Raw genomic sequence first — 24137 nt, 5'->3', positions numbered from 1 at the left:
CCCTATGAAAGTGTTGAAGTTCGATATTTATATATCGTGCCATTTTAGGCTCGGATATCTCAATGCTCGTTTTTAACAAACCAATACTGCTTAGACATTACCAATCCACTCTGGTAACTTTATGAAATTACTTATAAATATAACGTGTGCGACTAACTTTTTTTGTTTGAATTTTGGCTTAACCCGAAATGCACGCTAATAAGCTGTTATAGCGATTGTTGAGTTAGGAGTACAGAATTGCAGTATTTTGATTTATCAGAATTAAGTAATAATTTGCTAGAGAAACTAGGTGTCGAAGATTTAAAGAAGATTCCAGTTCAACCCGAACCGAGTGCCAAGCCTCTTAATTGTCTAAACAATGTCACTGCTTACATTGAAAAATATGGCGGTAGTGTGCAATTTGGCTGGATTTTTTCGTGTTTAGGGAATATTTCAATCAAAATGACCGCTCATGCTGTCGTCAAAATGTCTGACAATTCATTAGTCTGCGTAACACCGAATGAATATAGGACGGGGCTATTGAAGTTTGCTCCTGACAGTTCGGTCGAAACTCTCGTTAAGCATAACTTTCTTCCGACAAAATTTGTGCCTTTGATAAGTGACCAATCATTATCTGAGTACATTGCTATAGAAGTTGAGCAAGACAAATTGCGTTTGGATAATCAAGGTATTGTTGCTCAATCTGATCTGAATCAGTTCCAAATGAGAGCATCGCTACTTTATCCTGCTATCTTGTCTCTCGCTAAAAAGTACACTGGAAGAAACGATCAGTGTTACTGTGGTTCAGGAAAAAAGAACAAGAAGTGTTGTGGTTAAATCGCTATAACAAAGCGTTTAAGACAGATTCCCAACGCATGGCATTTTTCATTTCATCGTTGGGTTTAGTGTTTACGGTGGTCTGGTTAAGTTTCGTGGCTGCGTTGCTCACTACTTAACGCGGCGTTATATTTACATGGAGTTCACCCGTTGAAGTTTAGTCAATTTATACTTTCTTTTATGATCGCATCGAGTGCTCATGCAGATCAGCAAGCTCTTCGTTTAGCCAAATATATTGGCAACCTAAAAATGTATGACGTTACTTTTGCGTTGGTAGACTCCAAATGCAGTACATCCTATTCATTGACGAAAAAGCAAATTGAAGAAATTAATAAATTAACTTTAGAAAAAACACGGGTATCGTATAAAAAATTCAACTCAATTATTGGCGATCCCGAACTCACACTAGAAATGGCTGAAGAATCAATTCAACCGCTTCTTGATAGCAACTGTAATTCTAAATTACTCGAGTATTGGTATTCTAAAGTATCAAAAGACTTCGATAAAAATTTGTCAGAACTAAGAAATGAAGAACCAACGAGTGTGCAAATAAAGTAAATATAACAAGGCCATTATGGCAATTGGACGCAAAACGCTTGGCTTGCGCTCATTCTTCGCTAAGTTTAGCCAAGCATTTATGCGCCCCATATGGCGGCGTTATGTGTATCGATAGTATGGATTACATCAAATATCATTACGAAGAGTTATTAAAGCTTTTAATCATCATTTCTTCTGAGCCAAAAGTTCAATTAGAGGCTTATGGTATTGGTAATGCCGAAGAAGAAATGGCTATTGATTTGGAATTTCATTTCAACGAGCATAAAACTCAGCTTATTGAAAATGGCCTTTTAACAACTGACGATGTAAAAGCCATTTCTGAAATTGATGCATTTTTTGAAGCTAGAAGTAACGACACCCATGAATCATTTTGGGGTGAGTTGGAAACTCACCCAGACTGGATTACATTGCGTAAAATGGCTAGCAACGCTCTTAATAAAATGGGCAAAGGTAATCTCTCAATAAAGATTAACGTTAAAAATGAAACTAGCTGGTTTAGTAAAAATGTTACTAGTCAGCAAATTACAATCGAATTAATGTCAAAATACACATAACAAGCCAATTAAGTGCGGGACTGCTAAAGCTTGGCTAGGTTCCGCTTCGCTACACAGTTTAGCTAAGCATTTATCAGCCCCTTATTGGGGCGTTAGGTGTGAGGGGGGTTTCAGTGAAAGTTAGCACCTGGTATGGCTCTGGAATATATGGGGTCAGAGTAGGGCCTAAAAATAGAGAAAACTATTTTGACCCTGCATGGGAAACAATAATCGTAGTTTTAGATGGTCAAGAATATACATTTAAACTAACTGATGGGTTTTGGAATGAGTGCCCAGAATTTAGGGAAAGTAAAGATGAGCCAGTGATTAAAAACTGGCTTTTGAAGTATAGAACATTGAATTGGCCAAATCGCCAGACACCTAAAATGGAGCTAATTCCTATAGAGCCCAAAAAGTTCAAATTGGTGCCGTAATTTCACCTAACAAACGCTTTAACCAAAGGACGCAAAACAGCAGGCTTGCGCTCCTTCGTCGCTGATTTTTGCCTGCTATTTTACGCCTGTTAGGCAAGCGTTAGAAGCCTATGAGAATTTATGCCTCGTCGTAGAGAACTAAAAGGGGTTGTGAACAATCTCTCTGAATTATTGAGTGGTCGAAATAATGACTATCTCGGCTATTGGGCCGTGGGTCAGTTATTTCTACTTGCACAAGAGCATGGCGTTGATTCGGTCACTCTAAACTTAATAGATTGTAAAAGCGATATTGTCTCACCTGTATTGGTTGATATGTGCCAATCGATGAAGTCTGAGGTGAATCGAATGCTTGCTGCGCATCAGATTCCAAGGGAATGGGTTAAGTCAGTTTCTGCGAAGTTTAGTTTTAATCAAGAGTATCAAGAAAAGTATCACTACTGGCGCTCAGCATTAGGTAAACCTTACTTGGTTCAAGTAGAGATTGAAACAGATTTGGGCTACATAAATAAAGCCACACAAGGTGGTAATGTCCAGCCTCATGATCCTTCAAAAGAGCACCGAAGAGGCAGCTTCTAACAAGAGACTATGGCGTCAATAGCTCTTTTTAAGCTTTTGGCGCTTCCCACATTGCCCCATCTCTGAGCATCGAATTTAAGATCACCACCATTTTTCTGACACACGCAATAATGGCTACTTTTTTCGGTTTCCCGGCTGCAATCAGGCGCTGATATGTGGTTTTAAACACCGGATTACACTGCATCGCAGACATCATTGCCATGTACAGCACAGTCCTCACCTGGGGTCTGCCGCCCTGGATGGTTCTGAGGCCCTTATAGCGACCGCTTTCCCGATTCATGGGTGCAACACCGACCAGAGATGCGGCCTGCTTGTTGTTAATGTAACCGAGTTCAGGCAGGTTACTTATGATGGACGCAGCAGCGATTTTACCTATGCCGGGCATGCTCTGTAAAATGTCGCTTTTTGCCTGATAGTCAGGACAGCTTGTGATCAGCGCGGCAATTTTATTTTCTATTTTTTCAATCTGATTTTTAAACGCTGTCAGGATAGGTTTGATAGTCATCGCCAGATATTTAGGCATGATGTTCAGGCGGTTCTTTTCCATCGTTTGCATGGTCAGTAGTTGGTTTCGCCGTGTCACCAAATCACTCATAGCCTGCATGGTCTCTGGCTTGAGTGCTGACAAATTGGGTTGAATGGCTTCGCCGTAATGGGCAATCAACTTGGCATCGAGCTTGTCGGTTTTAGCGCGTTGGCCGATGGCACCGGCAAAGCGTTTTACATGAATCGGGTTGGCGACAACGAAGGGTAAATCAGCCTTCGCGCAGGCAACTATAAAGTTGAACTCAAGTCGTCCTGTGGCCTCAATCACGATACGAACAGGGTTAAATTTCTTCAGTTTGATGATGGCCTCGCGGATCCCTTTACCGTCATTTGAAACGGTAAAATAGATATCCAGCGGGCGAATATAGATGTCGAGTTGGGATTTACCAGTATTGACACCGACGTTTATGTTTTGATCCGTTTTAGTATTCATAATAAGCTAACTCTTGCTTGCACAATGCGGGCTCGAGACCCAGTAGACTATTCGAGTGTGGTGCTTGGAGTCCTATGCGGCGTTCGTTCTTGTTATCGGTCTCTCAACTGAGGAGCCAGCGCTCAATCGAACTGCCGCATGGAAAGCTTAAGTTGCAGCTTAAGCCTGGGTCTCACATTACCCTAAACTGGTTTAAAATAATAAAAATATGGAGTTATTATCCATACAAGCGCCTTAAAAAAATGGACGCAAAATGCTTGGCTTGCGCTCATTCTTCGCTAATTTTAGCCAAGCATTTTCCGCCTCTTAGGCGGGCGTTATATACCTAGGGATAGCCTGAGTGAAATGGATGCATTGAGCAAGCTTCAAGAAAAAAATAAAATCCACTCTAAGCTTCAGCGTAATACTAGCTGGAACATTGTTTGGATGCTTTGTCTATTGAGCCCTTTGCTATTCAGCAATGGCTACGAATTTTATTTTTCATTTATACGAAATACCGAATTTGAGTCTATTCACCCAGCTATAGTTTTAGTCGGCTCGCTAGGTTTTGGTTTACCGTTAGCAGCTATGGGCGGCCTTATGCTTTTTAGGCGTATCATAAAATTGCTTTTGCTAATTGCTGCAGAGTCATGGTTCATTTGGTTTTGGGTTGTTTCTGAATTATCGTGGTTAGCGTTTTTGCCACTAATTCCTGCTTTTGTCATTTTGCAAACTCAGTTACCCAAAATAAGGGCTGGTAAGTAAACGGTATAAAACAAGCTGTTTATGGAATTGGCGTCTTAATGCTTAGCTGACGCTCATTCTTCGCAATTATAGTCAAGCTTAATGTACTCCATAGTAAAGCATCATCTACCTAGGAAAGCATAAAACGTCTATTCATCATGTTATTAAGCCTGGACCTTACTGGTTGTATGGATGATAGGTCTCTATGAGGAAAAGTTGAGGGGTCTGCAAACAGTAAAACGAATTTCGGTGTTAGCGATAATAACGGGGTCAAAGCGGATCACAGCGTAGAGTGGTGATTATTCAGTTTAGTTGAATAAAAGCTCTAATTTACGTATTATGGCCTGCTCAGAATAAAGGCACGGTGCTCGAAAGAGTTTCCACGCAAAGCTCCAGGTCTAAGGTCAATACATTGGCTATGATGGCTGAGCCGCTTCCACTTTTGCCCTCCTAGTGCAAACGAACTTGTGCCTTTGTTGTATCTGTATTTATTAGAGAGAACGACATGGCCAACTCTGTTGTTGCGAGTTTAAGTTATTGCGCTGAAGAAAACATTGTCTGCGCAACCATGCGCGGTAAAGCGCAATCAATTGATGTGTTAAATAACGCCAACGCCATTATTGAATTCGCCAATAGTTACAATGCGAAAGCGGTGTTAATTGATGTACGCGAATTTGAACATGCTTATGCTAAGGATGAGTTCATTGATGTGTGCAACAAGCTAGCGCCATTGCTCGGCCAGTTGAGTATTGCTCGGGTGGTTAGTTATCAGGGTTTTATGCATGAACTGGTGACGCAAAAAGTACGAGAGCTTGGGGTCAGGGTGAAAAACTTTGATTGCCAGGAGCAGGCACGTAATTGGTTGCGCCCACTTTCGTGCTAGGTTAGTATCCCAAGCCCAAAAAATAACAACAGGCCTGAACATGCAGGTTACAGGGTTACTCGCAGAAACAAAACGCCAAGGCGGTATCGCCTCTGAGCAGCAATTCAAAGAACTTCAGCAGGAGCTGGGGTCTTCTTTTAAAGACACCATCGATTGGCTGCTAGCGCAAACCCAAACATGGGCGGTGGCGCCCATTTCGTCATTTCATGTCGCCGCGCTTGTTAAGGCAAGAAATAGCCAAGGTGACGTGTTTTATGCAGTCGGTGTAAATGTTGAGCTAGCAGGCTTGGGGTTAGAGGTATCCACCCATGCAGAGCAGTGCGCATTGCATAATGCTTGGCTACACGGCGCAACAGAGATTGAGCACATCTATATCAGCGCCGCACCATGCGGGCATTGCCGTCAATTTATTAATGAGTTCAAAGATGCGAAGAACATCGCTATAACCATAGGTGATAAGTCAACGACCTTGAACGAATTGTTGCCTCAAGCCTTTGGTCCAGTTGATTTGGGGGTAGAGCAGCCCTTGCTGGGTAATTCTGCTAGCTATCATGATGATAGCCGCTCATTACACCACCATTTTGCGCAAAGCTATGCCCCTTACAGTGGTGGGAAAGCGGCGGTAGCCATTGAATATGAAGGCGCAACCTATTTTGGCCGTTATATGGAGAATGCCGCGTTTAATCCCAGCTTTTCACCCATGCAAGCGGCGCTAAGCCAAATTGTGTTGGCCAATCAAGAAGTCGATTTTAGTGCTATTACAGCGGTGACTTTATTGGAGCAGCAGGCGGGCAAATCACACCTCGGAGCAAGCAAAACAGTGTTAGCTCAACTTGCTCCGCACGCGCAATTTAATTACGAATTACTAAGTAGCAGCTGTGCTCCCGCAATAACCTGATCTATCGCATTTTGTTCAACAGCCGAGATATCCACGTCGGGTATCTCGTTTTCACAGCGGTTGACTAATACTCCGGCGATGCACGCTGAGCGCAGCCCTAATGCGCTACACATAGTCAGCAAGGTGGCAGACTCCATTTCATAATTCATCACGTTAAGCGCTTGCCACTGCTGCATGGACCCCTGAAGGTGGGTGGGAACATAACCACTGTGGGTGTCATAACGCTCTTGCCCAGGGTAAAAGGTATCACTGGATGCGGTAATGCCAACGTGATGAGTGATATCGCTATCCTGACATGCTTTCACTAGGGCCGCAGTGGCTTCAAAGTTGGCCACTGCGGGGTAGTTGGCTGGCGCAAAGTGGTGCGACGCCCCATCTAAACGCACCGAGGCTTGAGTGATCAATAAATCTCCCACGGCAATGTGCGGCTGAATGGCTCCTGTGGTCCCCACTCGTAAAAAGGTATCTACGCCGAGCTGCGCGAGTTCCTCAACGGCGATGGACGTAGAAGGTCCACCAATACCGGTTGAACACACCACCACAGATTGACCCGCTAACTGACCTAAATAAACGTGAAATTCGCGATGCTTGGCAAGACAGCGCGATTGCTCAAGCTGCTCTGCAATAACGCCTGCACGCTCAGGAGCGCCGGGGATAATAGCCAAGGTTGCCCCTGCAATGTCTTCTTTAGTGATGCCAAGGTGAAACATTTTTTTCATGTAAGCCTCTGATTTATCTTACGCATAATAGTGCCTTTAAAGGTGCCATGCTGCGGTGTTGCGGTCCATGCCAATAAGGACAAATGTCCGATACAAGTGATCCCCTAGCTTGCGAACTGAGTAGATCTCAACTAGATGTTAATTGAATGTATCATAGGAGATAAATTATGGGGCTTTCTTCTAGTGCTTCGAGCCGCAGTGAATTTGCTCGTTGCTTCGAGTGTAACAAGGTGAGCATCTTTGCTCCTTTACATTGGTTAGCGTTAGCGTTTAAAGATATGGCTCGGGCACCGCTGTTGAGCTTAGTCTATGGTTTAGTGTTCACCGCTATTCCCGCTGCGCTGTTGTTTTTTGTTTATTCTAGCCAGTCGCATTTGGTCATTTTGCCTGCTGCTGTCGCCTTTGCCCTCGTTGGACCAGCCTTTGCGGCCGGCCTCTATGATGTGGCGTGGGAGCTAGAAAAAGGGCACACCCCAACATTTCGCCATAGCCTCAAATCAATGTTTCGTAACCCCGCAGGGGAGTGGGGTTTTGCCGTACTCTTGATGGTGGTCATGATAGTGTGGATGCGCTTGGCCGCTTTAGTGCATGCGCTTTATCCCAACACCGTTAACCCCACATTGGAAGAGCTGAGCGCGTTTCTAACCTTAGGCTCTATTATTGGCGGCGTGCTGTTGGTAAGTGTATTCGCCATCTCTGCCTTTACTCCGCAAATTATGATGGAACGTCGCGTTGATATTATGACTGCGGTGGTGAGCTCGATGAACGCAGTGCGAAACAATGTGGGTGCAATGGTGGTGTGGTGCGCCTGTATTGTCTCTTTGGTTTTGCTTGGCTTTATCACCGGTACTGCGGGCTTTATAGTCATTATGCCTCTGCTCAGTTACGCCAGTTGGCACGGCTATATCGCTATTATTAAAACCAAGCGTCCGCGTAGCTACGAGTAACTTTCTGGCTGGCTTATGCAGCTTTTATGCATAGCCAGTCACGCCTTTGTTTGCGGCCCCTCCACGTCAGTTTGACTTCTTCACTCAGCTTGTATATTAATCGTTTACCTTGGGTGCTAAGGTATATATAGATGCGAAATAAGCCTTTTAAAAACATAATGTTATGTTTTACAGGTAACTTAGTATCGAGGTACAAATTACACAGAATAAGATAACAACGTACAGCAACACGATTTTTCTGCAAGCACCATATAATTGCATAACTATTGAGGAGAGAGCATGACTGCTAAGTGGCAAGATTTTCAAGAAAAAGTTGAGCACTGCTTGTGCCCGCCAGGTAACGGTGTATTTACTGTTAACACCGCCAAAGAGCGCAAAGCGGCCCTGCATCACAAGCTCTACGGTCAAACTGAAAACATTGAACCACTGTGGAAATCATCCCTTCAAGATTTACCCACTAGCGAGCACAAAGCAGTTATGCTGGGGATCAGCTCTGACTGTGGTGGCGGTATTTTACGTGGTGCGAACTGGGGCCCGTTATTCCTTCGCAGTACATTAATTGAACAGCAACCACAAGCGAAAGCGTTCGATATCGGTGATGTTCGTGTGATCCCACACTTATTACATGATAAGTACCTCAACGAAGGCACTATCAGCAACTGTCAAAAAGCCTTGTACGCAAACGAGCAGAGCGACTACCATGTTAGCCCGCTATCCATCACCGAAGATGTATGCACTGATTTTTATGCAAACTTCCCCGAAAAAGGCATTTTTGGTATCGGTGGTGACCATTCAATCAGTTACCCACTGACGAAAGCGTATCTTAAAGCCAAGCGCGAGCAGGGCAAGAAAGTGGCTATCATCCATTTTGATGCGCACACCGATTTGCTCGTGGAGCGTTTGGGCATTGACTTATGCTTTGGCTCTTGGTGTACGCATATTTTAGAATTCTTGCCGAGCCCTGCGCATTTAATCCAGTTTGGTATTCGCTCAAGCGGTAAGCCGAAAGAGCATTGGGAGTCTACCTTTGGTGTTAAGCAACACTGGGCCCACGAAATCAACGAACGTGGTTGTGAAGCCGTTATTGCCGAAGTACTTCAGCAACTGCGCAACGATGGTGTTGACGAGCTGTATGTAAGCTTTGATATTGACGCTTTGGACGCTGAGTTTGCCTCGGCCACCGGCACACCCGAAGACGACGGCTTAAATCCACAACAAGCACTCACTATTCTTGGCGCACTGGCTGATGAGTTTCCAATAACGGGTGCCGACATGATGGAAATCGCTCCTTTCACCGACAGTTCATTGGAAGGCAAAAGCAGCTCAGAGACGACCTTACGCGAAGGGGCTAAAATCTCAGCGTTCTTGCTTCAAGCAATGAACAAGTAAGGCTTCGTTTCTGCCAGTGACCAAAAAAAGCGCCTTTCGGCGCTTTTTTCGTTGTTGATAAGCGCTTCTTTGGCTATTCAAAACGGCCTTTGCGTATCAGCTCACCATCGGCCATCATGCATTGACCGCGCACGAACACCCACCGTGGCAACAGTGAAGTGCTATCAAGCAATACTAAATCAGCACACGCCCCCGCCGCCAGCGTACCTTTTTGTATTCCCAGTACGTTCGCAGGGTTGCTGGTTATCGCTCGTAATGCATCGGCAAACGCCACCTTATGCTCTTTGACTGCTTCAATAAATGCCAGTAATAACGAGCGCTCATGCCCGACCTCAAGACCCACCAAATGGTTGTTCTCATCAAACACGGGCAAGCTAGCGTGGCCATCAGAACTCATCGTTAAACGAGTTTTTTCAACACCCTTGGCTAAGCATTGTGCCAAAGCGCGCGCCGCACTGACTTCGCCATGTGCTAAGTCATAGTCGGTGGTGCTGGTGGTGAAATCTATCCAGCCACCGGCATTGGCAAAGGCGATACCGGCGTCAAGCAGCTGCTGGTTGCGATTCATATGGGTGGGGTAGAAGCGGTTTAATGGTACATCATGGTGGGCAGCCACCTCATGTAGGAGCGCTAAATGACTGTCACTAGGGCCGACATGAATACTAATCGTGCCGCGCTTATTACTTAGCATACCTGCAACCCGAGCATGTGCTGCCAGCTCACTAAGCTGCTTCGCATCAAGCTGAGAGCCGCGATGATCGCTAATAGCGACTTCACCGACACCGATGACTTCATCAATGAACATAATGTCTTTTTCAATACTGCCGGTGAGCGAGGGCGCTGGCAGATGATACGCACCGGTATAGCAAAAGGCATTGAGCCCTTCTTCTTTGAGTCCTTTAGCCTTAGCCAGCAAATTACTGTGTGTGCGGCCAATTGAATCAGTACCAAGGGCGCCAACAACCGTGGTGATCCCGGCGGTTATCGCATCACTTAGCATCATCTCCGGCGTGCGACTGGCGAAACCGTCTTCACCGCCACCGCCACAAATATGCACTAATGAATCAACAAAGCCGGGTATGGCAATCAGCGTGCTGCCATCTATGACCGTTTGATGCAGGGAGCTGGTGAACGTGAGATCAGGGTCTATACCGAGAATATGCTCGCCGCCCAGGGCGATAGTTTGTTGCCCCATAGGGTCGGGGTTGTAAGTAGTAACGTTGTTAATAAGTGTGATCATAATGACTTAACTGTATTGCATAAATTGAGCGCCGATAACAAAGGCGCTGGCGAGGGCAAATAGCGCAAGCTGCAGGCGCCAAATAAATAAAAACCATTGGCCCCACTCTAACTTCACCACGCCCAAACAACCAATCAGGCTTGCTGAGGTGGGAATAATGATATTGGTCAGGCCGTCACCGAGCTGGAAGGCGAGTACCACGGTTTGCCGACCAATATTAAGCAAGTCGCCCAAAGGGGCCATAATCGGCATGGTGATCGCAGCTTGCCCCGAACCCGAGGAGACAAAAAAGTTAAATAAGCTTTGAAACACCAACATACTCCATGCTGCCAGCGCTTCGGGCATGCCGTGTAATAGGGTGGCGCTGTAATACAAAAGCGTGTTTAACACCGAAGGCTCACTGAGCTCATTGCCACCGAGTAAGAGCACGATACCTTTGGCCAAAGCGACCAATAACGCGGCCGGTAGCAGCTCTTGTGCTCCTTGGGTGAACATCTCTGCACTGCGCGAAAACGAGGTGCGATACATGAACTTGGCAACAATGGCGCTTAACACCGCCAAAGTAAAAAATTGGCCAGCAAGTTGCGGAATGTAATACTGGTGCAAGGTCACTCCCCAAACCACCCAGGCAATGACACCGGCAAACAGCAATAATAGCGTTTTATCAGCTCGACAAAGAGGCGCATAACTCGTGCTCGGCGCAGGTTCAGCGGGTAATGCGCGACTGTGTTTTGCATAGCGATAGGTGTAGGTCATGCCCAGCAATGTAAAACAACCCCAAGCGAACATCCGCAAGGGGGCACCGGAGAACACGCCGAGTTCAGCAATAGACTGAGCAATGGCGATACTAAATGGGTTCATCCATGAGCTCGCAAACCCGATTTGTGTTGCCACATAAGTCACTAACACTGTGGTTTGAGCGTTGTAGCCCAGCTGCTTCATAATTGGCAGCAGCACGACGCAAAAGGCGATTGCCTCTTCACCCATGCCAAATATGGCGCCGCCAAGAGAAAATAATGTAAACAGCACAGGAATAAATAGCCATTGTAGCTTTTGAGTGCGGCCGATCAGTGTTAAAACAGCGCGGTTTATAGCGCCGGTGTGCATCAGAACCGAAAACGCCCCGCCGGTAATAAGAATAAATGCCATGACGCCAATGGTAGCGCCAAATTTATCGCCAGCAACGAGCCCTTCGAATAGTACATTCACAAAGCCGACTTCGCCGTTACTTGCAAATAACGGCAATTGCAGCTGCGTTTGTTGTTGTTGGAATTGCGCCAAGCTGACCGTAGTTTGCTGAGCGTCCATAGCAAACCAGCCAGGTTGCACAAACCAGGTACTGGCATAGGCAAGTAAGGCCACCGACATCAAAATAACGCTGGCACTGGGCAAAGAAAAACGCGTGTGATTAGTCATGAGTCTTCACTTATAAAAGGACAAAGGGGCGCACGGCCCCTTATTGATTTTGGGCGCTGACCATTAAAAGCGGTAGGTCATGCCCACACGATAGGTAGCACCAAGGGCGTTATGATTTATTGCATCAAAACCTCGGGCAGAGCCATATGCTGTGGGCGGCTCTTCATCTGTGAGGTTGTCGATATTAACGCGTAGGGTGAGCGCGTTGCTCAGCTCATAGCCAGCAGAGAGATCCCACACTAACCATGAGTCGACCTCTCGCTCACCTTGTGCATTGAGCGCGCCAAGCGCCTCCAACTCGTCAATTTCACGACCCCTCAGGCCATCGATATCGTCGCTGTAGCTGTCAGTATAGTTGGCCCCTATAACGATATAGTAATTGTCGCTATCCCAAGCTAAGCTGACGCGGCCTACATTCTCGGGGTAACGATAACTACCCACTAAAGATTCAATGGCATCGGAGCCTGGGCGGTTACGTTCGTATTCGAGATAATGAGTGGCGTCAAAACGCAGCGTCAAATCTCCTTGGGCCAGTGCAAAGCGATGATCGAATTTGATATCCACGCCTTGTAAATCTTGGCTGCCGGTATTTTCTAAGGGGATCACATGATCGCGAGATAAAGGCAGGTATAACTCACTGTCACGGGGGTCAAAAGCGGCAATATAATTGTCAAGAATCTCAGAGAGATCAGCGCCTTGTTGCTCAATGTTGAGCCCTTGTTCGTCAGTAACCTCACACAGCTGTTGATCATAGGCAATGCCTTGCTGCCCTTGTGGTACTAGGTTGCAATGACGTAAGGCTGCATCGCTTAGTGCTCTGTCGAGTACCGCCGTCATATTGGTATCGATGACTTTTTCGTGATTGAACTGCCAGTAATCAATGGTGAGGTTAGTTTGGGCACTTGGGCTCCATGCAAAACCTAAGCTTAATGCCTGCGACTCTTCCGCTTTTAATGCCGGGTTGCCAAGTTCAAGCGAATTGACCGTTACTTCGGTGCCATCGCCCATACAATATAAATCGGCTACCGCTTGGTTTGCGCCACAATCAAAGGTTGAGGTGGTCGTGCGCAGCTTTACGCCGGCCTGAGTCAATGACGGAGCGCGGAAGGAGGTAGACCATGAGCCCCGTAGCACCATAGTGTCGGTGGGGCGGTAGGTGAAACCAAGCTTGGGGTTAAAGGTACTGCCGAAATCATCGAAATGATCGTAACGCCCGGCGGCTTGCAGCTCAAGCTCAGTGCTTAGCGGGATATTGAACTCTGCATAGGCCCCCCACTGAGTGCGGTCGGCCTCGGCCAGGCTAGAGCCAAAACCGAATACATCCACTAAATAGTCATTTTGCGCTTGAGCTCGTGAGTCTAAAGAGGGGATGTCTTCAAGCTCTTCGCGGCGAACTTCGACACCAAAAGCTGCATTCACTGCGCCCGTATCAAGCAGCAGTAATTCACCGTTAATATTGGCATCCCAAGCATAAACCGAGCTTTTTCCTGAGCGAGAGGGTTGTTGTTGTGTTAATGCCAAAGTCGCATCATTGGTGCTATCGCCGAGCAAAAACGGGTTATAAAACGGGCGTAATGTAGCGTCATCTGCGCAGTTTAAGGTAGTGCCATCGTAGCTTGCAATTTGTCCGTCACTGCACAGCTCGCCGGTTAAAGCAGCGTGAAACTTGAAGCGGTTATAGACGCCAGCAATGGCAACTTGCTCTGACTTTGAGCGCGATAGGGTGATACCACTTTGCCAAAACCACTCACCGAGGCTGCCTTCAAGTTCACTCACCAAGCGCATGTTATCCGACTCTACTTCGACGGTACGCGGGTCGTTAAAACGGGCATCAAAGGCAAAACCATAAACTTGGCGATTATTTACGGTGTTGAAGGGGTCGATATAGAGCTGCTCTAAAAGCGGGTTTGAGCCATCTGCTTGGTCAAAAACAAATAGGCTTTGCTCAAGGGCATAAGGGCCTTCGCTGTCATCAATTTGATTGATAGGCGCTGGCGAAGAGTAGGCTGTTGATTGCGTATGGCTGTAGAAAAAATCTGTTTTCCAATTAAGATCGCCAACGGCTTGCGTAAAGGTAAATCCGGTGGCGAGGCTTTCAAATGGGCTATCGAGGTAGTCGTCCTCATTGCCGTAGTAGGCACATATTTGCTCGCCATACTCGGTCTCTACCAACTCGGTTTTACACCCAGGGGCGGGGAGTTCTAAGCCATCTCGCTGCGAGTAATAATAAATGTTCGGGGTGTTCTCGAGCTTGGGTAAATAAGAATAGCCACTGACTAGGAGAGGGTCTTTGGTGTAGTCGCGATCCGTCGCTTTAAAGGCATTACGGTGATAATAATCGGCGAATACACTGAGGTTGCCTTTGCCAAGTTGTGTGCCCCAAAGCAGATTAATTTGCGTTTTACTTTCATCACTTTGTGCCAAACTGTCGCCGTATGAGGCATTGACTTCAAACCCTTCAAAATCATCTTTAAGGATGTAGTTGATAACGCCAGCAACAGCGTCTGCGCCGTAAATGGCTGAGGCACCGGTGGCAAGAATTTCAATACGTTCAATGGCCGCGAGCGGAATTGCGTTAACGTCAACAAAGTTTTCCGTGCCCGCTGCAAATGAGCTCGGCGCAATGCGTCGGCCATTAACCAGTGTCAATGTCGAGGACGGGCCCATCCCGCGCAGGCTCGCTGCTGATTGCCCAGCAGGAGTGGAGTTAGAGGTACCGCCACTTTGAGATGTGGAAAACGTGCCAGTCCCTCCACGTAGCTGGGAAATGTCTTTCAGTAGATCGTGGATGCTATCGGCGCCGGAGCGAGCGATATCATCTTGGTCCAACACAGTCAGCGGTTGTGCGCCTTCCAAATCCACGCCTTTTAAGCGGGAGCCGGTGACGTTGATGCGCTCAATATTTTGCTCAGCAGGGGCTAGGGGCTTTTCAGCCGCCGATAGCGAAGGGCACACAGCCGCAGTCACGGCCGCAGCTAAAGATAACTTGCGAAACATATTTCACCTGTCGATGTTGCTGTGCGCGTCATGCACACGCTCAGTGAGTGCGCGCTTTCATGCACAGAATTTTATTATTGGTAGATAGAGTTAGGGTGAGATGGCTAAGACGTACTTAACCACCGCGTTGTAAAGACAACGGGTGGGCTACTCGTCAAACCACTCCGACAGGTAATGGGGCGAGTAGAAATATGCAGCAAGCACTGGGGCTTTTTTCAACATTTTCTCGCATTCCTCATAGGTTTTTGACAACGCAAACTAAACGGGTTAGCTTGTACTCGATTTTTGAGTCCTTTTCGTTATAACACCCAATTATTGCTAAAGCAACAATTGTTTTACATTTAAATCAGCCTTGGAAACTTATGACCATGATTAAGGATTTAGGCGCTATTCGCGCATTTTCGACTCATAATCGTCTCTTTTACCCTGTCTTTTTTTTCATTTCTTTATTCGTGTTACCGCTTGCACATGCCCAGACGCACATATTGATTGGTGGCGCTTTGCACACTTGTTCATCGCTAGGTGCTAAGCATTGCCTTGATAAAACAAATTTGCAGGGCAAGCGTAGTAACCTTTATCAGCTCGATACACAAGCTATCGACAGGCTAGAAAAGCACTGGCCAGAGCAATACCAACCGCAAAAGGCGCGCATTATCAAAGCGCTAAAAGCCATCACCAGTGAGCAAAAAATGAGTCGGCAAGGGCTACTCGACAAATGGCATGCGGTGGATGAGCAAGTAGCGTTAATCACCGATGAGCTTTATTACTTCATCCTCGATAACCTCGAAGTCTATCAAGGAGATAAACGCCAGCGTTTGGTAGAGCGTGTAGATAAAACTCGCACTCGTTCGCAGGCGGCCAAAGATATTGTCGCCTTCATTGAAAAAGCCACGCTGGTGGCAGCACAACAACAGAAGCAACCTGCAAAGATATTGGCGATCACCGCATCAAGCAGAGACCCTTATGAGTCCGCTGACTTTTATGAGCAACTACTGCAATTTGATGGGGTCGAAACGCAGTGGTTGGCATTGACGCCAGCATTGGCGCAGGCCATTACCGAGAATCGCTGCGAGGCCTTACCTGCTCTGCGCGCGCAAGCGCTCAGTTTTGCGCGCTCACGAATCTACCCAGAGCGCATCGCCCAAGAGCATGCATTGTGCGAAGCCGGGGTTGCCAGCTTAGTGGAAAAAATCCAAAGTGCGACAGCGGTGATGTTCAATGGCGGCGATCAGAGCTTAACGCGCAAGATACTCTTTGCAGACGATGGCGCCCCCTATCCTTGGACAGCCGCGCTAAAGGCGCGCCCTGTTATTGTTGGCACCAGTGCTGGGACGGCGGTACAAAGTGGCGGCAGTAATGAGCACGGCGCGGTGGCTATGATCACCAGCGGTGATTCGATAGGCGCTCTCAATGCGGGTGCTAAACCCCATTCAGCTCCTTCAGCGCGAGTGCAGCAACGTGGTGGCGTGACGTATGAGCAAGAAGGGGGATTAGGAAGCTTTACCTACGGGGTATTGGATACCCATTTTAGTGAGCGTAATCGTAGTGTACGTTTGCACACATTAGTGCAACACATTGGTCAACATCATGGCTATGGTGTGGATGAGACCACAGCACTGGTCACGCTGTCTTCGGCATCAGGCAGCGGCGCTGCAGTGCTCGGTGCTGCAGGTGTGGTAAAGATAACTCCCACGGCAGAAAATGCCTTTCGCTACAGCTTTTACCCTGCGGGTGTGCGCTTAAAACTAAACGATGGGCACTGGCAGCTGGCTGAGAATACCGAGCAAGTCAGTAGTCCTCAGCTTGCCAACCAAGCGTTACCGGATATTCGGTTCAACGATATTATGTACGATGCTAAGCTTCGCAGCCTGACTCAGGCAATGTGTATGACCAACACTAAAAAAGCCCTAGCGCAGCAATTTGCCGATGGCCAGTATTGGCACTTTGCTCTAACTGCAGACGAGCAGACTCGCATGGTTAACACCGCTATAAGTAATAATGCCTGCGCCGTTGAGAACTTGCTTATAACCTTCTCAAAAGCCCAGTAATTTCACACCATAAGCTATAATGGCACCGAGCTCGGGGTGCCATTACTCGTACATACTTTGTCACCAGCTTATCTTTGATACTTTTGGTAGCAACAATAGCGAGTATGACTATAAATCATATCGCGGTAATGCTGTGTAAGCGTTTTTTCCTAGTTGTAATTAGCCACAGTCCCTATTTTAACTATACTGAGGGAGTTGCAGCGTGAGGGAGAACGGTTATGCCTTTGAAATTTAGATTACTTATCGCTTTTTTATTGGTGGGACTGATCCCAGCTCTGGTTATCACTTTGATCAGTGGCTACATCAGCAGTGAGGCTCTGCGCGAGCAGGCCTACAACCAATTACGCTCCATCGAAACTATCAAAAAATTACAAATTAAACAGTACTTCGAGCGCATTGAAGTGGATACCCTCAGTGCAGCCAACGATTGGTCAGCACGCATGAGTGAGTCGGACTGGGTTAGAAGTGCGCACCAAAACCAGAGCCGCTTCGCTGATTACATTGAGCGCCGAGGCTACTACGATTTATTTCTTATTGATGACACAGGGGTGGTGAGCTACTCGGTCACTAAAGAGGCGGATTATCAAAGCAATCTTGTCAGTGGCCCTTACAGTGACTCGGGGCTTGCCCAACTGTATCGTCAAGTGATGGAAACTGGCGAATACACATTCAGCGATTTTCAGCCTTATGCACCCAGCGGCGGGGCACCCGCTGCGTTTGTCGGCGCGCCCGTTGTTGCTGGTGGTGAAGTTCAGGCGGTGCTTGCGTTGCAGTTATCCATTGATGCTATCAACGAGGTCATGAACACGCGCGAGGGAATGGGGCGCAGTGGTGAGAGCTATTTAGTTGGTCAAGATTATCGTATGCGTTCAGACTCGTTCTTAGATGCTCAGGGACGCTCAGTTAAAGCCAGCTTTGCCGGTACCATTGCTGATAATGGGATTAAAACCAAAGCGGTCACTGAAGCCTTGGCTGGTCGCAGTAACACCGAAGTGATCATCGATTATAACGGTAATCCAGTTTTGAGCTCTTATGAGCCCCTTGATATTGGCGACACGCGTTGGGCGATGGTGGTAGAAATCGATCAACAAGAGGTATTCAGTAGTGTTGATAAGCTGATATCCAGTATGACTGTATTGCTGGTCTTAGTTATTGCGGCAATATTACTGGCAACATGGTGGGTGGTAAGAATGATCATCACCCCTCTTGGCGGCGAGCCTGAGGAAATGCAAGACATCAGTGAGCGTATCTCCCATGGTGATTTAAGCTGCGAACTAAGCGCACGAGGCGAGGGCAAAAATGTATACAACTCCATGCGAGCGATGAATTCCAATCTGCGGCAGTTGGTCGGTCAGCTCAGCGATACCGTTGATACCTTGGGCTCTACAGTTGAGCAAACATCGGCCAGTACCGAACAAGAGCTGGAGAATAATCGCACACAAATGGAAAATATCATTAGTATTTCCACAGCCATGCAAGAGATGTCGGCCACCATTGATGAAGTGGCAAAAAGTGCTCGTAACGTTGCTGATTTAATGCATGGTTTAGAAGGCACATCACAACAAACTAATGATTCTATTAATCAAACCTCGGGTGCTCTGCAACAGTTATGTGAAGAAATTGGTCGTGGTGAGAATACCATTAATAGCTTGAGTGAACGTAGCCTAGAAATCGGGTCGGTGCTCGATGTGATTAACTCTATCGCTGAGCAAACAAATTTGTTGGCATTAAATGCCGCAATTGAAGCGGCGCGGGCTGGCGATCAGGGTCGTGGATTTGCCGTGGTAGCCGATGAAGTGAGGCAACTGGCACAGAAAACGCAGAGCTCTACGAAAGACATAGAGTCGATGATTGGCATGCTACAAAAGGATGCTAAGCACGCTCGCGAGTCGATGGCTCGAAGCAGTCAATACGCCAGTGATACAGCTGACAAATCTATCAAAAGCACACAAGCACTGCAGCAAACGCTAGAGCAGTTGAAAACAGTGGCAGGCCATGTTGAAGTGATCGCCACGGCCGCCAATGAGCAGAGCTACACCGCTCAAGATATCTCTAAAAGTATGACGCGCATTAATGATGCCGCCAACGATAATGTCGCTACTGCTGAGCAGGTTAAAGCGGCCAGCGAAGAACTCCAACGTCTAGCTTATGAGCTGCAAACCAGTAGCGGGCGCTTCAAGCTTAATTAATGGTTTGCGCACGCAGCTCGCTTTGAATTTGCTCATATAACATTGTGTCGACCTTCAATGCACTGATATGGGTTTGCTGCTTGGCCCAGTGCAGCGCAGTGATGGGATCATCGACGACATGGTAGAAATAATAGGCCAGTGCATCGGCATAGTTATTGGCATCATCCGCTAGTCGGTGAGTCATGCGTTGTTGCGCACGTGCGAGCCACTGTTTTGGAGCCGCATGTGCTAGGCGCACAATTAAGGCATCGGGAATGTCGTCGATGTTCAACTTAAGGCGAGAAAACTCCTCAACAAACTGCTGTGCTTGACCCAGCGCCATGAGTGTATCGGCAAAAAGTAGCCAAGTGCTGGAACTAAGTTTTGCGCCCATCATGGGGGTGAGTGCTTGTTTTGCTGCCAGGTATTGGCCATCAAAATAAAGCGCGGTGGCGAAGAGCTCTTGCGTAAAATAAGCCAATTCAGAGTCGCCTTCGCGCAGCGGTGAGAGAGCAAGGCGAGTAATAATTGGCTGCAGTGGTTCACTTTGCATCTTTACATCAAGGGTGCACACCATGGCCAAATCAACACTGTGCTTAGCGGCCAGTGATAAACAGGTCGCAAGCGCCTTATCAAAAGAGCCAAGTACGGTTTCAATATTCGCTTTTAATAGTAGCGCATTCGCATCGCTAGGTCGTAATGTTAGGTAATGCTCAAGTGTACTTAAAGCAGGCTGAAAGTGGTGGGCACGTTGCAACATGCTGGCGCGCCAAAAATGACTGATAGGTCGCTCATCGCTTGTGCGCTTAGCTAACTCTTTACTCAGTGCTTTATGGGTAAATGGCTGTGGGGTCACAAACTTATTGCCAGCGATATGCTCCACTAACTCATCGAAACTAAGGTCGTTCAGGCGTGTTTCCTGGCTTTTAGGTTCATGTATATGTTCCAAATGGGCAGTGCAGGGCATCGACACTGTCGCTGCGAATAAAAAGCTAAGGGTGGCGAGTTTCATAACAGCTCCTTAAAAAAGGCCTTCCATGGCCTAGGTTTAACAAGGCAGGTCCGTATTGCCTAATTGCTAGCGTCGACTAAGTCTTGATAGAACTCGGTGGTGTCGACATCGTTGCTAAATATGCGGCCATTTACACGGGCCGGCATGGCGTCACTGGCAGCGGTAAATGCCGCTCGGCTGTAGCTTGAAAAGCTGACCTGTAAAGCGTCGACAGTTATTTGCGCTGTCGCTGCAACGGCCATGTTCTTGCCATCGTCGACAGTAAAACTAAAGCTATCGCTGCCGGTGTACTCAAGCATTGGTTGATAGCTGAAACTGCCATCAGCGTTGACGGTGACAGTGCCATTGGTCGGCGCCATATCTAAGGTGAAAGTTAAGGTATCACCATCAGCATCGGACGCTTGCAGTTGTCCGTTCAACTCGGTGTCAGCTTGCGTCGTAAAGCTTGCATCCGCGACACTGGGCGCGTTATTGCTTGGCATTGGCTGCTTTTTGTCTGTGCCATCGTTATCGCTGCCACAACCACTGAGAGTCAGCGCTAGGGTGGTAGCAACTGCTAATTGGATTAAGTTACGCATGATGATCACCTCTTATTACTGCGAACCCGGTAACGGGGTCGCTAAATAAGGAAATTGTGCGTTGGTGTCCTGTGCACTAATGGGCGCGCCATCGGTGAACGGGACATTACCAACGCTTGCATCGTCAGAGCTGCAAAGTCCTAAATCAGTGTCGTTACCGGCAACGGGGATGGGGTAACATAAACGGCCCATCACTACGCGTAAGGCGATATCGACAACATCATCACCAGGGCGACGGCCATTGGGGAAACCCGCTAAATCATCGCCAACAACACCAAAGGTAGACTGCTGCTCTTGTGGTGTGGCTGTAATCGCAGTGTTTAGGCGTAACATCTCAGAAGGTGTCACGGTTGCTAACTGGTTGACGCCCTCAAACCCGGTTAGGAAGGCAGTAACCAAATCGGTACGCGGAAAGTTAGTTGGCGCCAAGGTTTCAATATTGGTGCCCAGTGTTTGGTTGACTGCATCTTTGAAAAGAATATTGAGTAGCTCTGGTAAGCTAGGGTGGGTCACATAGTCAGCAAATTGACCATCATCTTTTGGATGAGCACTGGAGAAGGTGTCTTTATCTTTTAGGCCAATGACCAGCTCATTCACCAGAGGGTTACCAAGACGTGAAACCTGCACTAATGCTCCGCCATTGACTGCAGGCTTAGCAAAATTTGCTCGCGGATTAAGAATACGCGCTTGTGGCATCCACGCTGTAGTCCATGTACCAATGGTGCCGTTGCCTTCACCGGTAACACATTCTTTAGGTAATTCAAGCGCTAAAGCGGTCACGTTTTTGGTTGCTAAGTCGTCATTAGCGGTGTCCTGAGTAATACCACCGGGGAATCCTTCACCGTCATTGGCACCCGGTGCACTATCGCCTTCTACGGGCACATAGTTGACCAAATCAAAGGTTTTGCCAAGGTTGACGACAAAGGGGTCTTTGCGTTGACCAACAAACACTTTTGCCGGTGAGCCACAATTAGGTAGAGCCACTTCATAGACAAATTGGTCACTGTATTGCTGATAGGCAGCAGGGCTGGTAAACGTTTTATTACCGATATAATCCAATGGCTTGGCAAAATTTTCTGTGCTGGTCATTGGGTTAGTCACGGGGGTGCCTGTACCTGAGGCCATTGGGCCTTGCACGACACTTAGGGTATAGCTTTCAGAGAAGTTAGCTGCGCTTTGATCGCTGGCGCTGATTGGCCCCACGTTTTTTAGCGGGACGGCGATACTTTTCGTATTGCCCTCAGGACCCACATTGAGTGCAATGCCATCGCCACCGGCGAGTGCCGAACTAAAATCGAAGACATAGGTTAAATCCTCGATGGCGTCGCCATCATTGTCGATGTGAATGGCGTATTTGGCATCTGGGTGCATAGCGAAGTAATTGGGACCACCATAGGGGTCTTGTAGCGGAATGTAGTTAGCAATAACGGTTACATAGCCACCCCGTTGCGCCTCGTAACTATTGAAGGCATAAAAGTCGGTGGAATCGACCGTAGGCATTCGCGCGATATTAGGCGCTTCTCGATGACTTGAGGCATGAGCGGGAAGGGCACTAAGAATACCGAGAGCACCGGCGACGATAGAAAGTGATAAGTGTTTAGCATGAGTCCGCATGGGATTCTCCTTTTTGCTGAGTTCATAGCCGTAACGGGGCAAAAAGGACTTTGGATGCAAAGAAATTAAAAAAGCTAAAACTTTTTTAAAAACTTTATATTTTCAATTGATTAGGTGCTTTAAAAAGGGCCCGTGCGGGCCCTAAAAACATGGCTTGCATTAAATATCGACTAACTCAGCCGTATATAGCACTTCGGTGGGCGTGCCAGTGGGAGAGCCTCCAAGTGGCTCTAAGCTGACAGCGAGCAGGTTGATATTGCCATCAGCGAAATCTTTGGGGATAGGGAGCGATGCCTGCCCTGATTTGGGTAACAAACCTAAGGAAATTGGCGCTTCTTGTGTTTTTACTATCATCCACAGCTCGTAGTCTTTATCTTGTCTCGCTTTTAGCTGCTCATTTGCTTTAATCAGCAGTGCGTTGTCGGTAGCATCAATAAGCCAAAGTGGCTGTTGCTGCTGATCTTTTACAAGCGCAAACTGATCACTGACAAAGCGCTGGTCCACCGGCTCTGAAGGCAACATCACCAGTATTGTGAGCAATACACAGGCCGCAAGGCTGGCAGCGCTGATTGTTGGCCAGAACCAAGGCGTTGATGTTTTAGTCACTGATTTGCCGTGGCCGATTGCGGTGACATTCTGTGTGTTGTTGATACGAGCTTGAATCTTTTGCCATACCTGTGGGTTGGGCGCATCGTGGGGCAACTGCGTACCCAGTGCATTGAGGTGCTGCTCCCACTGATTTGTTGCATGGCGCGCATAATCTGAGGTCATCAATAAACGCGCAAAGCGTTTACGTGCGGGACCCTTGAGCGTTCCGAGCACGTACTCGGCAGCTAAATGATCAATGAGGTTGTGGTTGTCATAGTTCATATTCCTAAGCACCTCTTTAATTGCGATAACCCTCGACGGATCCAGCTTTTAACTGTGCCAAGTGGGTCGCCCAAATGGGAAACGACTTCGCCATGGCTAAAGCCACGAAAATAAGCTAAATGAATCGCATGACGTTGCTCTGGAGCAAGCGCCTCGATACAGTGCGCCAACTGTGAGTTTTCTTCAGCCACGATGGGTTGCTCACTGCCATGAGTTTCTTCATACTCCTCCTCTTGGCGGACCTTTTGATAACGCAGCATGTCTAAGCAGCGGTATCGCGCAATGCTCACCATCCAACTGAGCACTTCTCCCTTATCTGTTTGATAATCGCTGGCATTGTGCCAGATACGCACATAGGCCTCTTGCAGCGCTTCATCAGCTAAGGCTGGGCTATTCAACATTTTACGACAAATAGCGTTGATGAGACCGCTGGTGTCTTTGTAGAGGTGTTCAAAAGCGCGTTGATCACCTTGCGCCACCGCTGTCAACCAAGCTAAATGATGTTCTTTTTGCACGACGTTATCCCCTTAACGATTAATAAGTCTAATTGGATGCATAGACTCTTGCCAGACTAGCATATAACACTATTTTAACAATTAATTAGGTTTATAATTAGCAACGACATCAATAACTTCGTTGTATTAAAGCGGTACACATCGGTATTTAAAGAGGGGCTTTTAGCGCTTGCGCTTACTGGTGATCGTGATATGGTTTTACTATAACACTATACAAGGAGTGG

At 47.3% G+C, this 24137-nt stretch carries 22 protein-coding genes and 1 riboswitch; of the genes, 12 read left to right on the top strand and 10 right to left on the bottom strand.

Going from position 1 to position 24137, the window contains the following annotated elements; all coding sequences use genetic code 11:
- The first annotated feature begins 237 nt into the window (after positions 1-237).
- The 5 genes from MHM89_RS05480 (at position 238) to MHM89_RS05460 (ending at position 2917) form a co-directional block, all read left to right on the top strand.
- Positions 238-816 (top strand): SEC-C metal-binding domain-containing protein, encoded by a 579-nt coding sequence (locus tag MHM89_RS05480; protein WP_239408303.1) that lies wholly within the window; start codon positions 238-240, stop codon positions 814-816.
- Between the two features lie 150 nt (positions 817-966).
- Positions 967-1374 carry a hypothetical protein gene (locus tag MHM89_RS05475; RefSeq protein WP_239408302.1) on the top strand — a complete coding sequence of 136 codons (408 nt, stop codon included), beginning with the start codon at positions 967-969 and terminating at the stop codon, positions 1372-1374.
- A 101-nt stretch (positions 1375-1475) separates the two neighbouring features.
- Complete coding sequence (locus MHM89_RS05470; RefSeq protein WP_239408301.1) at positions 1476-1928, top strand: hypothetical protein; 453 nt, start codon at positions 1476-1478, stop codon at positions 1926-1928.
- 113 nt (positions 1929-2041) lie between these two features.
- Positions 2042-2341, top strand: coding sequence for a hypothetical protein (locus MHM89_RS05465; RefSeq protein ID WP_239408300.1), 300 nt, complete (start codon positions 2042-2044; stop codon positions 2339-2341).
- A gap of 120 nt (positions 2342-2461) precedes the next feature.
- On the top strand, positions 2462-2917 hold the full coding sequence (locus MHM89_RS05460) for a hypothetical protein (protein WP_045980709.1): 456 nt from the start codon (positions 2462-2464) through the stop codon (positions 2915-2917).
- A gap of 28 nt (positions 2918-2945) precedes the next feature.
- Here the strand turns inward: MHM89_RS05460 and MHM89_RS05455 are convergent, their stop codons facing one another.
- Positions 2946-3896, bottom strand: a complete 951-nt coding sequence (locus MHM89_RS05455; protein WP_239408299.1) for an IS110 family transposase — start codon at positions 3894-3896, stop codon at positions 2946-2948.
- A gap of 345 nt (positions 3897-4241) precedes the next feature.
- On the opposite strand from MHM89_RS05455, the gene MHM89_RS05450 reads away from it, so the two are divergent.
- The 3 genes from MHM89_RS05450 to cdd all read left to right on the top strand — a co-directional run bounded on the left by MHM89_RS05450 (position 4242) and on the right by cdd (position 6400).
- On the top strand, positions 4242-4640 hold the full coding sequence (locus MHM89_RS05450; RefSeq protein WP_045979881.1) for a hypothetical protein: 399 nt from the start codon (positions 4242-4244) through the stop codon (positions 4638-4640).
- Between the two features lie 327 nt (positions 4641-4967).
- Positions 4968-5057, top strand: a riboswitch (cyclic di-GMP riboswitch).
- Positions 5058-5124: 67 nt separating this feature from the next.
- On the top strand, positions 5125-5502 hold the full coding sequence (locus MHM89_RS05445) for a hypothetical protein (protein WP_045979882.1): 378 nt from the start codon (positions 5125-5127) through the stop codon (positions 5500-5502).
- A 40-nt stretch (positions 5503-5542) separates the two neighbouring features.
- A complete protein-coding gene (gene cdd / locus MHM89_RS05440) occupies positions 5543-6400 on the top strand; it encodes a cytidine deaminase (RefSeq protein WP_239408298.1) in 858 nt (285 codons plus the stop codon).
- On the opposite strand, the gene udp is transcribed toward cdd, so the two are convergent.
- Positions 6358-7119, bottom strand: a complete 762-nt coding sequence (udp, locus tag MHM89_RS05435) for a uridine phosphorylase (protein WP_022944403.1) — start codon at positions 7117-7119, stop codon at positions 6358-6360. The two genes, cdd and udp, sit on opposite strands and share 43 nt — an antisense overlap.
- A gap of 167 nt (positions 7120-7286) precedes the next feature.
- Between udp and MHM89_RS05430 the strand changes: the two genes are divergently transcribed.
- On the top strand, positions 7287-8066 hold the full coding sequence (locus MHM89_RS05430; RefSeq protein ID WP_239408297.1) for a DUF2189 domain-containing protein: 780 nt from the start codon (positions 7287-7289) through the stop codon (positions 8064-8066).
- 279 nt (positions 8067-8345) lie between these two features.
- Entirely contained in the window at positions 8346-9455 is a 1110-nt protein-coding gene (locus tag MHM89_RS05425; RefSeq protein ID WP_045979883.1) for an arginase family protein, read from the top strand.
- A 73-nt stretch (positions 9456-9528) separates the two neighbouring features.
- Here the strand turns inward: MHM89_RS05425 and iadA are convergent, their stop codons facing one another.
- The 3 genes from iadA to MHM89_RS05410 all read right to left on the bottom strand — a co-directional run bounded on the left by iadA (position 9529) and on the right by MHM89_RS05410 (position 15108).
- Positions 9529-10695: a beta-aspartyl-peptidase gene (gene iadA, locus MHM89_RS05420; protein ID WP_239408296.1), complete on the bottom strand. Its 1167-nt coding sequence runs from the start codon at positions 10693-10695 to the stop codon at positions 9529-9531.
- 6 nt (positions 10696-10701) lie between these two features.
- Positions 10702-12111 carry a putative basic amino acid antiporter YfcC gene (gene yfcC, locus MHM89_RS05415; RefSeq protein ID WP_239408295.1) on the bottom strand — a complete coding sequence of 470 codons (1410 nt, stop codon included), beginning with the start codon at positions 12109-12111 and terminating at the stop codon, positions 10702-10704.
- A gap of 63 nt (positions 12112-12174) precedes the next feature.
- Positions 12175-15108 carry a TonB-dependent receptor gene (locus tag MHM89_RS05410; protein ID WP_239408294.1) on the bottom strand — a complete coding sequence of 978 codons (2934 nt, stop codon included), beginning with the start codon at positions 15106-15108 and terminating at the stop codon, positions 12175-12177.
- A gap of 362 nt (positions 15109-15470) precedes the next feature.
- On the opposite strand from MHM89_RS05410, the gene MHM89_RS05405 reads away from it, so the two are divergent.
- On the top strand, positions 15471-17156 hold the full coding sequence (locus MHM89_RS05405) for a cyanophycinase (RefSeq protein WP_239408293.1): 1686 nt from the start codon (positions 15471-15473) through the stop codon (positions 17154-17156).
- A 218-nt stretch (positions 17157-17374) separates the two neighbouring features.
- Complete coding sequence (locus MHM89_RS05400; RefSeq protein WP_239408292.1) at positions 17375-19345, top strand: methyl-accepting chemotaxis protein; 1971 nt, start codon at positions 17375-17377, stop codon at positions 19343-19345.
- On the opposite strand, the gene MHM89_RS05395 is transcribed toward MHM89_RS05400, so the two are convergent.
- From MHM89_RS05395 to MHM89_RS05375, 5 genes are all read right to left on the bottom strand, one after another.
- Positions 19338-20336 carry a hypothetical protein gene (locus MHM89_RS05395; protein ID WP_239408291.1) on the bottom strand — a complete coding sequence of 333 codons (999 nt, stop codon included), beginning with the start codon at positions 20334-20336 and terminating at the stop codon, positions 19338-19340. The two genes, MHM89_RS05400 and MHM89_RS05395, sit on opposite strands and share 8 nt — an antisense overlap.
- 59 nt (positions 20337-20395) lie before the next feature.
- Entirely contained in the window at positions 20396-20914 is a 519-nt protein-coding gene (locus MHM89_RS05390; protein ID WP_239408290.1) for an Ig-like domain-containing protein, read from the bottom strand.
- Positions 20915-20929: 15 nt separating this feature from the next.
- Positions 20930-22528, bottom strand: a complete 1599-nt coding sequence (locus tag MHM89_RS05385) for a DUF4331 domain-containing protein (RefSeq protein ID WP_239408289.1) — start codon at positions 22526-22528, stop codon at positions 20930-20932.
- A 159-nt stretch (positions 22529-22687) separates the two neighbouring features.
- Positions 22688-23398 (bottom strand): anti-sigma factor, encoded by a 711-nt coding sequence (locus tag MHM89_RS05380; protein ID WP_151174123.1) that lies wholly within the window; start codon positions 23396-23398, stop codon positions 22688-22690.
- Positions 23395-23913, bottom strand: a complete 519-nt coding sequence (locus MHM89_RS05375) for a sigma-70 family RNA polymerase sigma factor (protein ID WP_045979890.1) — start codon at positions 23911-23913, stop codon at positions 23395-23397. The genes MHM89_RS05380 and MHM89_RS05375 overlap by 4 nt, the downstream gene beginning before the upstream one ends.
- Between the last annotated feature and the right edge of the window lie 224 nt (positions 23914-24137).

The sequence above is a fragment of the Pseudoalteromonas sp. CNC9-20 genome, assembly GCF_022347875.1.
GTDB lineage: Bacteria > Pseudomonadota > Gammaproteobacteria > Enterobacterales > Alteromonadaceae > Pseudoalteromonas > Pseudoalteromonas ruthenica.
Note: the sequence above shows the minus strand (reverse complement) of the source record. Positions and strands in the feature narration are given on the sequence as shown.

What these genes read in the sequence shown, in the direction of transcription:
- yfcC (WP_239408295.1), bottom strand. Translation starts at nt 12,111, where the DNA reads ATGACTAATCACACGCGTTTTTCTTTGCCCAGTGCCAGCGTTATTTTG.
- iadA (WP_239408296.1), bottom strand. Translation starts at nt 10,695, where the DNA reads ATGATCACACTTATTAACAACGTTACTACTTACAACCCCGACCCTATG.
- MHM89_RS05430 (WP_239408297.1), top strand. Translation starts at nt 7,287, where the DNA reads ATGGGGCTTTCTTCTAGTGCTTCGAGCCGCAGTGAATTTGCTCGTTGC.
- cdd (WP_239408298.1), top strand. Translation starts at nt 5,543, where the DNA reads ATGCAGGTTACAGGGTTACTCGCAGAAACAAAACGCCAAGGCGGTATC.
- MHM89_RS05380 (WP_151174123.1), bottom strand. Translation starts at nt 23,398, where the DNA reads ATGAACTATGACAACCACAACCTCATTGATCATTTAGCTGCCGAGTAC.
- MHM89_RS05460 (WP_045980709.1), top strand. Translation starts at nt 2,462, where the DNA reads ATGCCTCGTCGTAGAGAACTAAAAGGGGTTGTGAACAATCTCTCTGAA.
- MHM89_RS05400 (WP_239408292.1), top strand. Translation starts at nt 17,375, where the DNA reads ATGCCTTTGAAATTTAGATTACTTATCGCTTTTTTATTGGTGGGACTG.
- MHM89_RS05470 (WP_239408301.1), top strand. Translation starts at nt 1,476, where the DNA reads ATGTGTATCGATAGTATGGATTACATCAAATATCATTACGAAGAGTTA.
- MHM89_RS05410 (WP_239408294.1), bottom strand. Translation starts at nt 15,108, where the DNA reads ATGTTTCGCAAGTTATCTTTAGCTGCGGCCGTGACTGCGGCTGTGTGC.
- MHM89_RS05450 (WP_045979881.1), top strand. Translation starts at nt 4,242, where the DNA reads ATGGATGCATTGAGCAAGCTTCAAGAAAAAAATAAAATCCACTCTAAG.
- MHM89_RS05395 (WP_239408291.1), bottom strand. Translation starts at nt 20,336, where the DNA reads ATGAAACTCGCCACCCTTAGCTTTTTATTCGCAGCGACAGTGTCGATG.
- MHM89_RS05405 (WP_239408293.1), top strand. Translation starts at nt 15,471, where the DNA reads ATGACCATGATTAAGGATTTAGGCGCTATTCGCGCATTTTCGACTCAT.
- udp (WP_022944403.1), bottom strand. Translation starts at nt 7,119, where the DNA reads ATGAAAAAAATGTTTCACCTTGGCATCACTAAAGAAGACATTGCAGGG.
- MHM89_RS05445 (WP_045979882.1), top strand. Translation starts at nt 5,125, where the DNA reads ATGGCCAACTCTGTTGTTGCGAGTTTAAGTTATTGCGCTGAAGAAAAC.
- MHM89_RS05425 (WP_045979883.1), top strand. Translation starts at nt 8,346, where the DNA reads ATGACTGCTAAGTGGCAAGATTTTCAAGAAAAAGTTGAGCACTGCTTG.
- MHM89_RS05390 (WP_239408290.1), bottom strand. Translation starts at nt 20,914, where the DNA reads ATGCGTAACTTAATCCAATTAGCAGTTGCTACCACCCTAGCGCTGACT.
- MHM89_RS05455 (WP_239408299.1), bottom strand. Translation starts at nt 3,896, where the DNA reads ATGAATACTAAAACGGATCAAAACATAAACGTCGGTGTCAATACTGGT.
- MHM89_RS05385 (WP_239408289.1), bottom strand. Translation starts at nt 22,528, where the DNA reads ATGCGGACTCATGCTAAACACTTATCACTTTCTATCGTCGCCGGTGCT.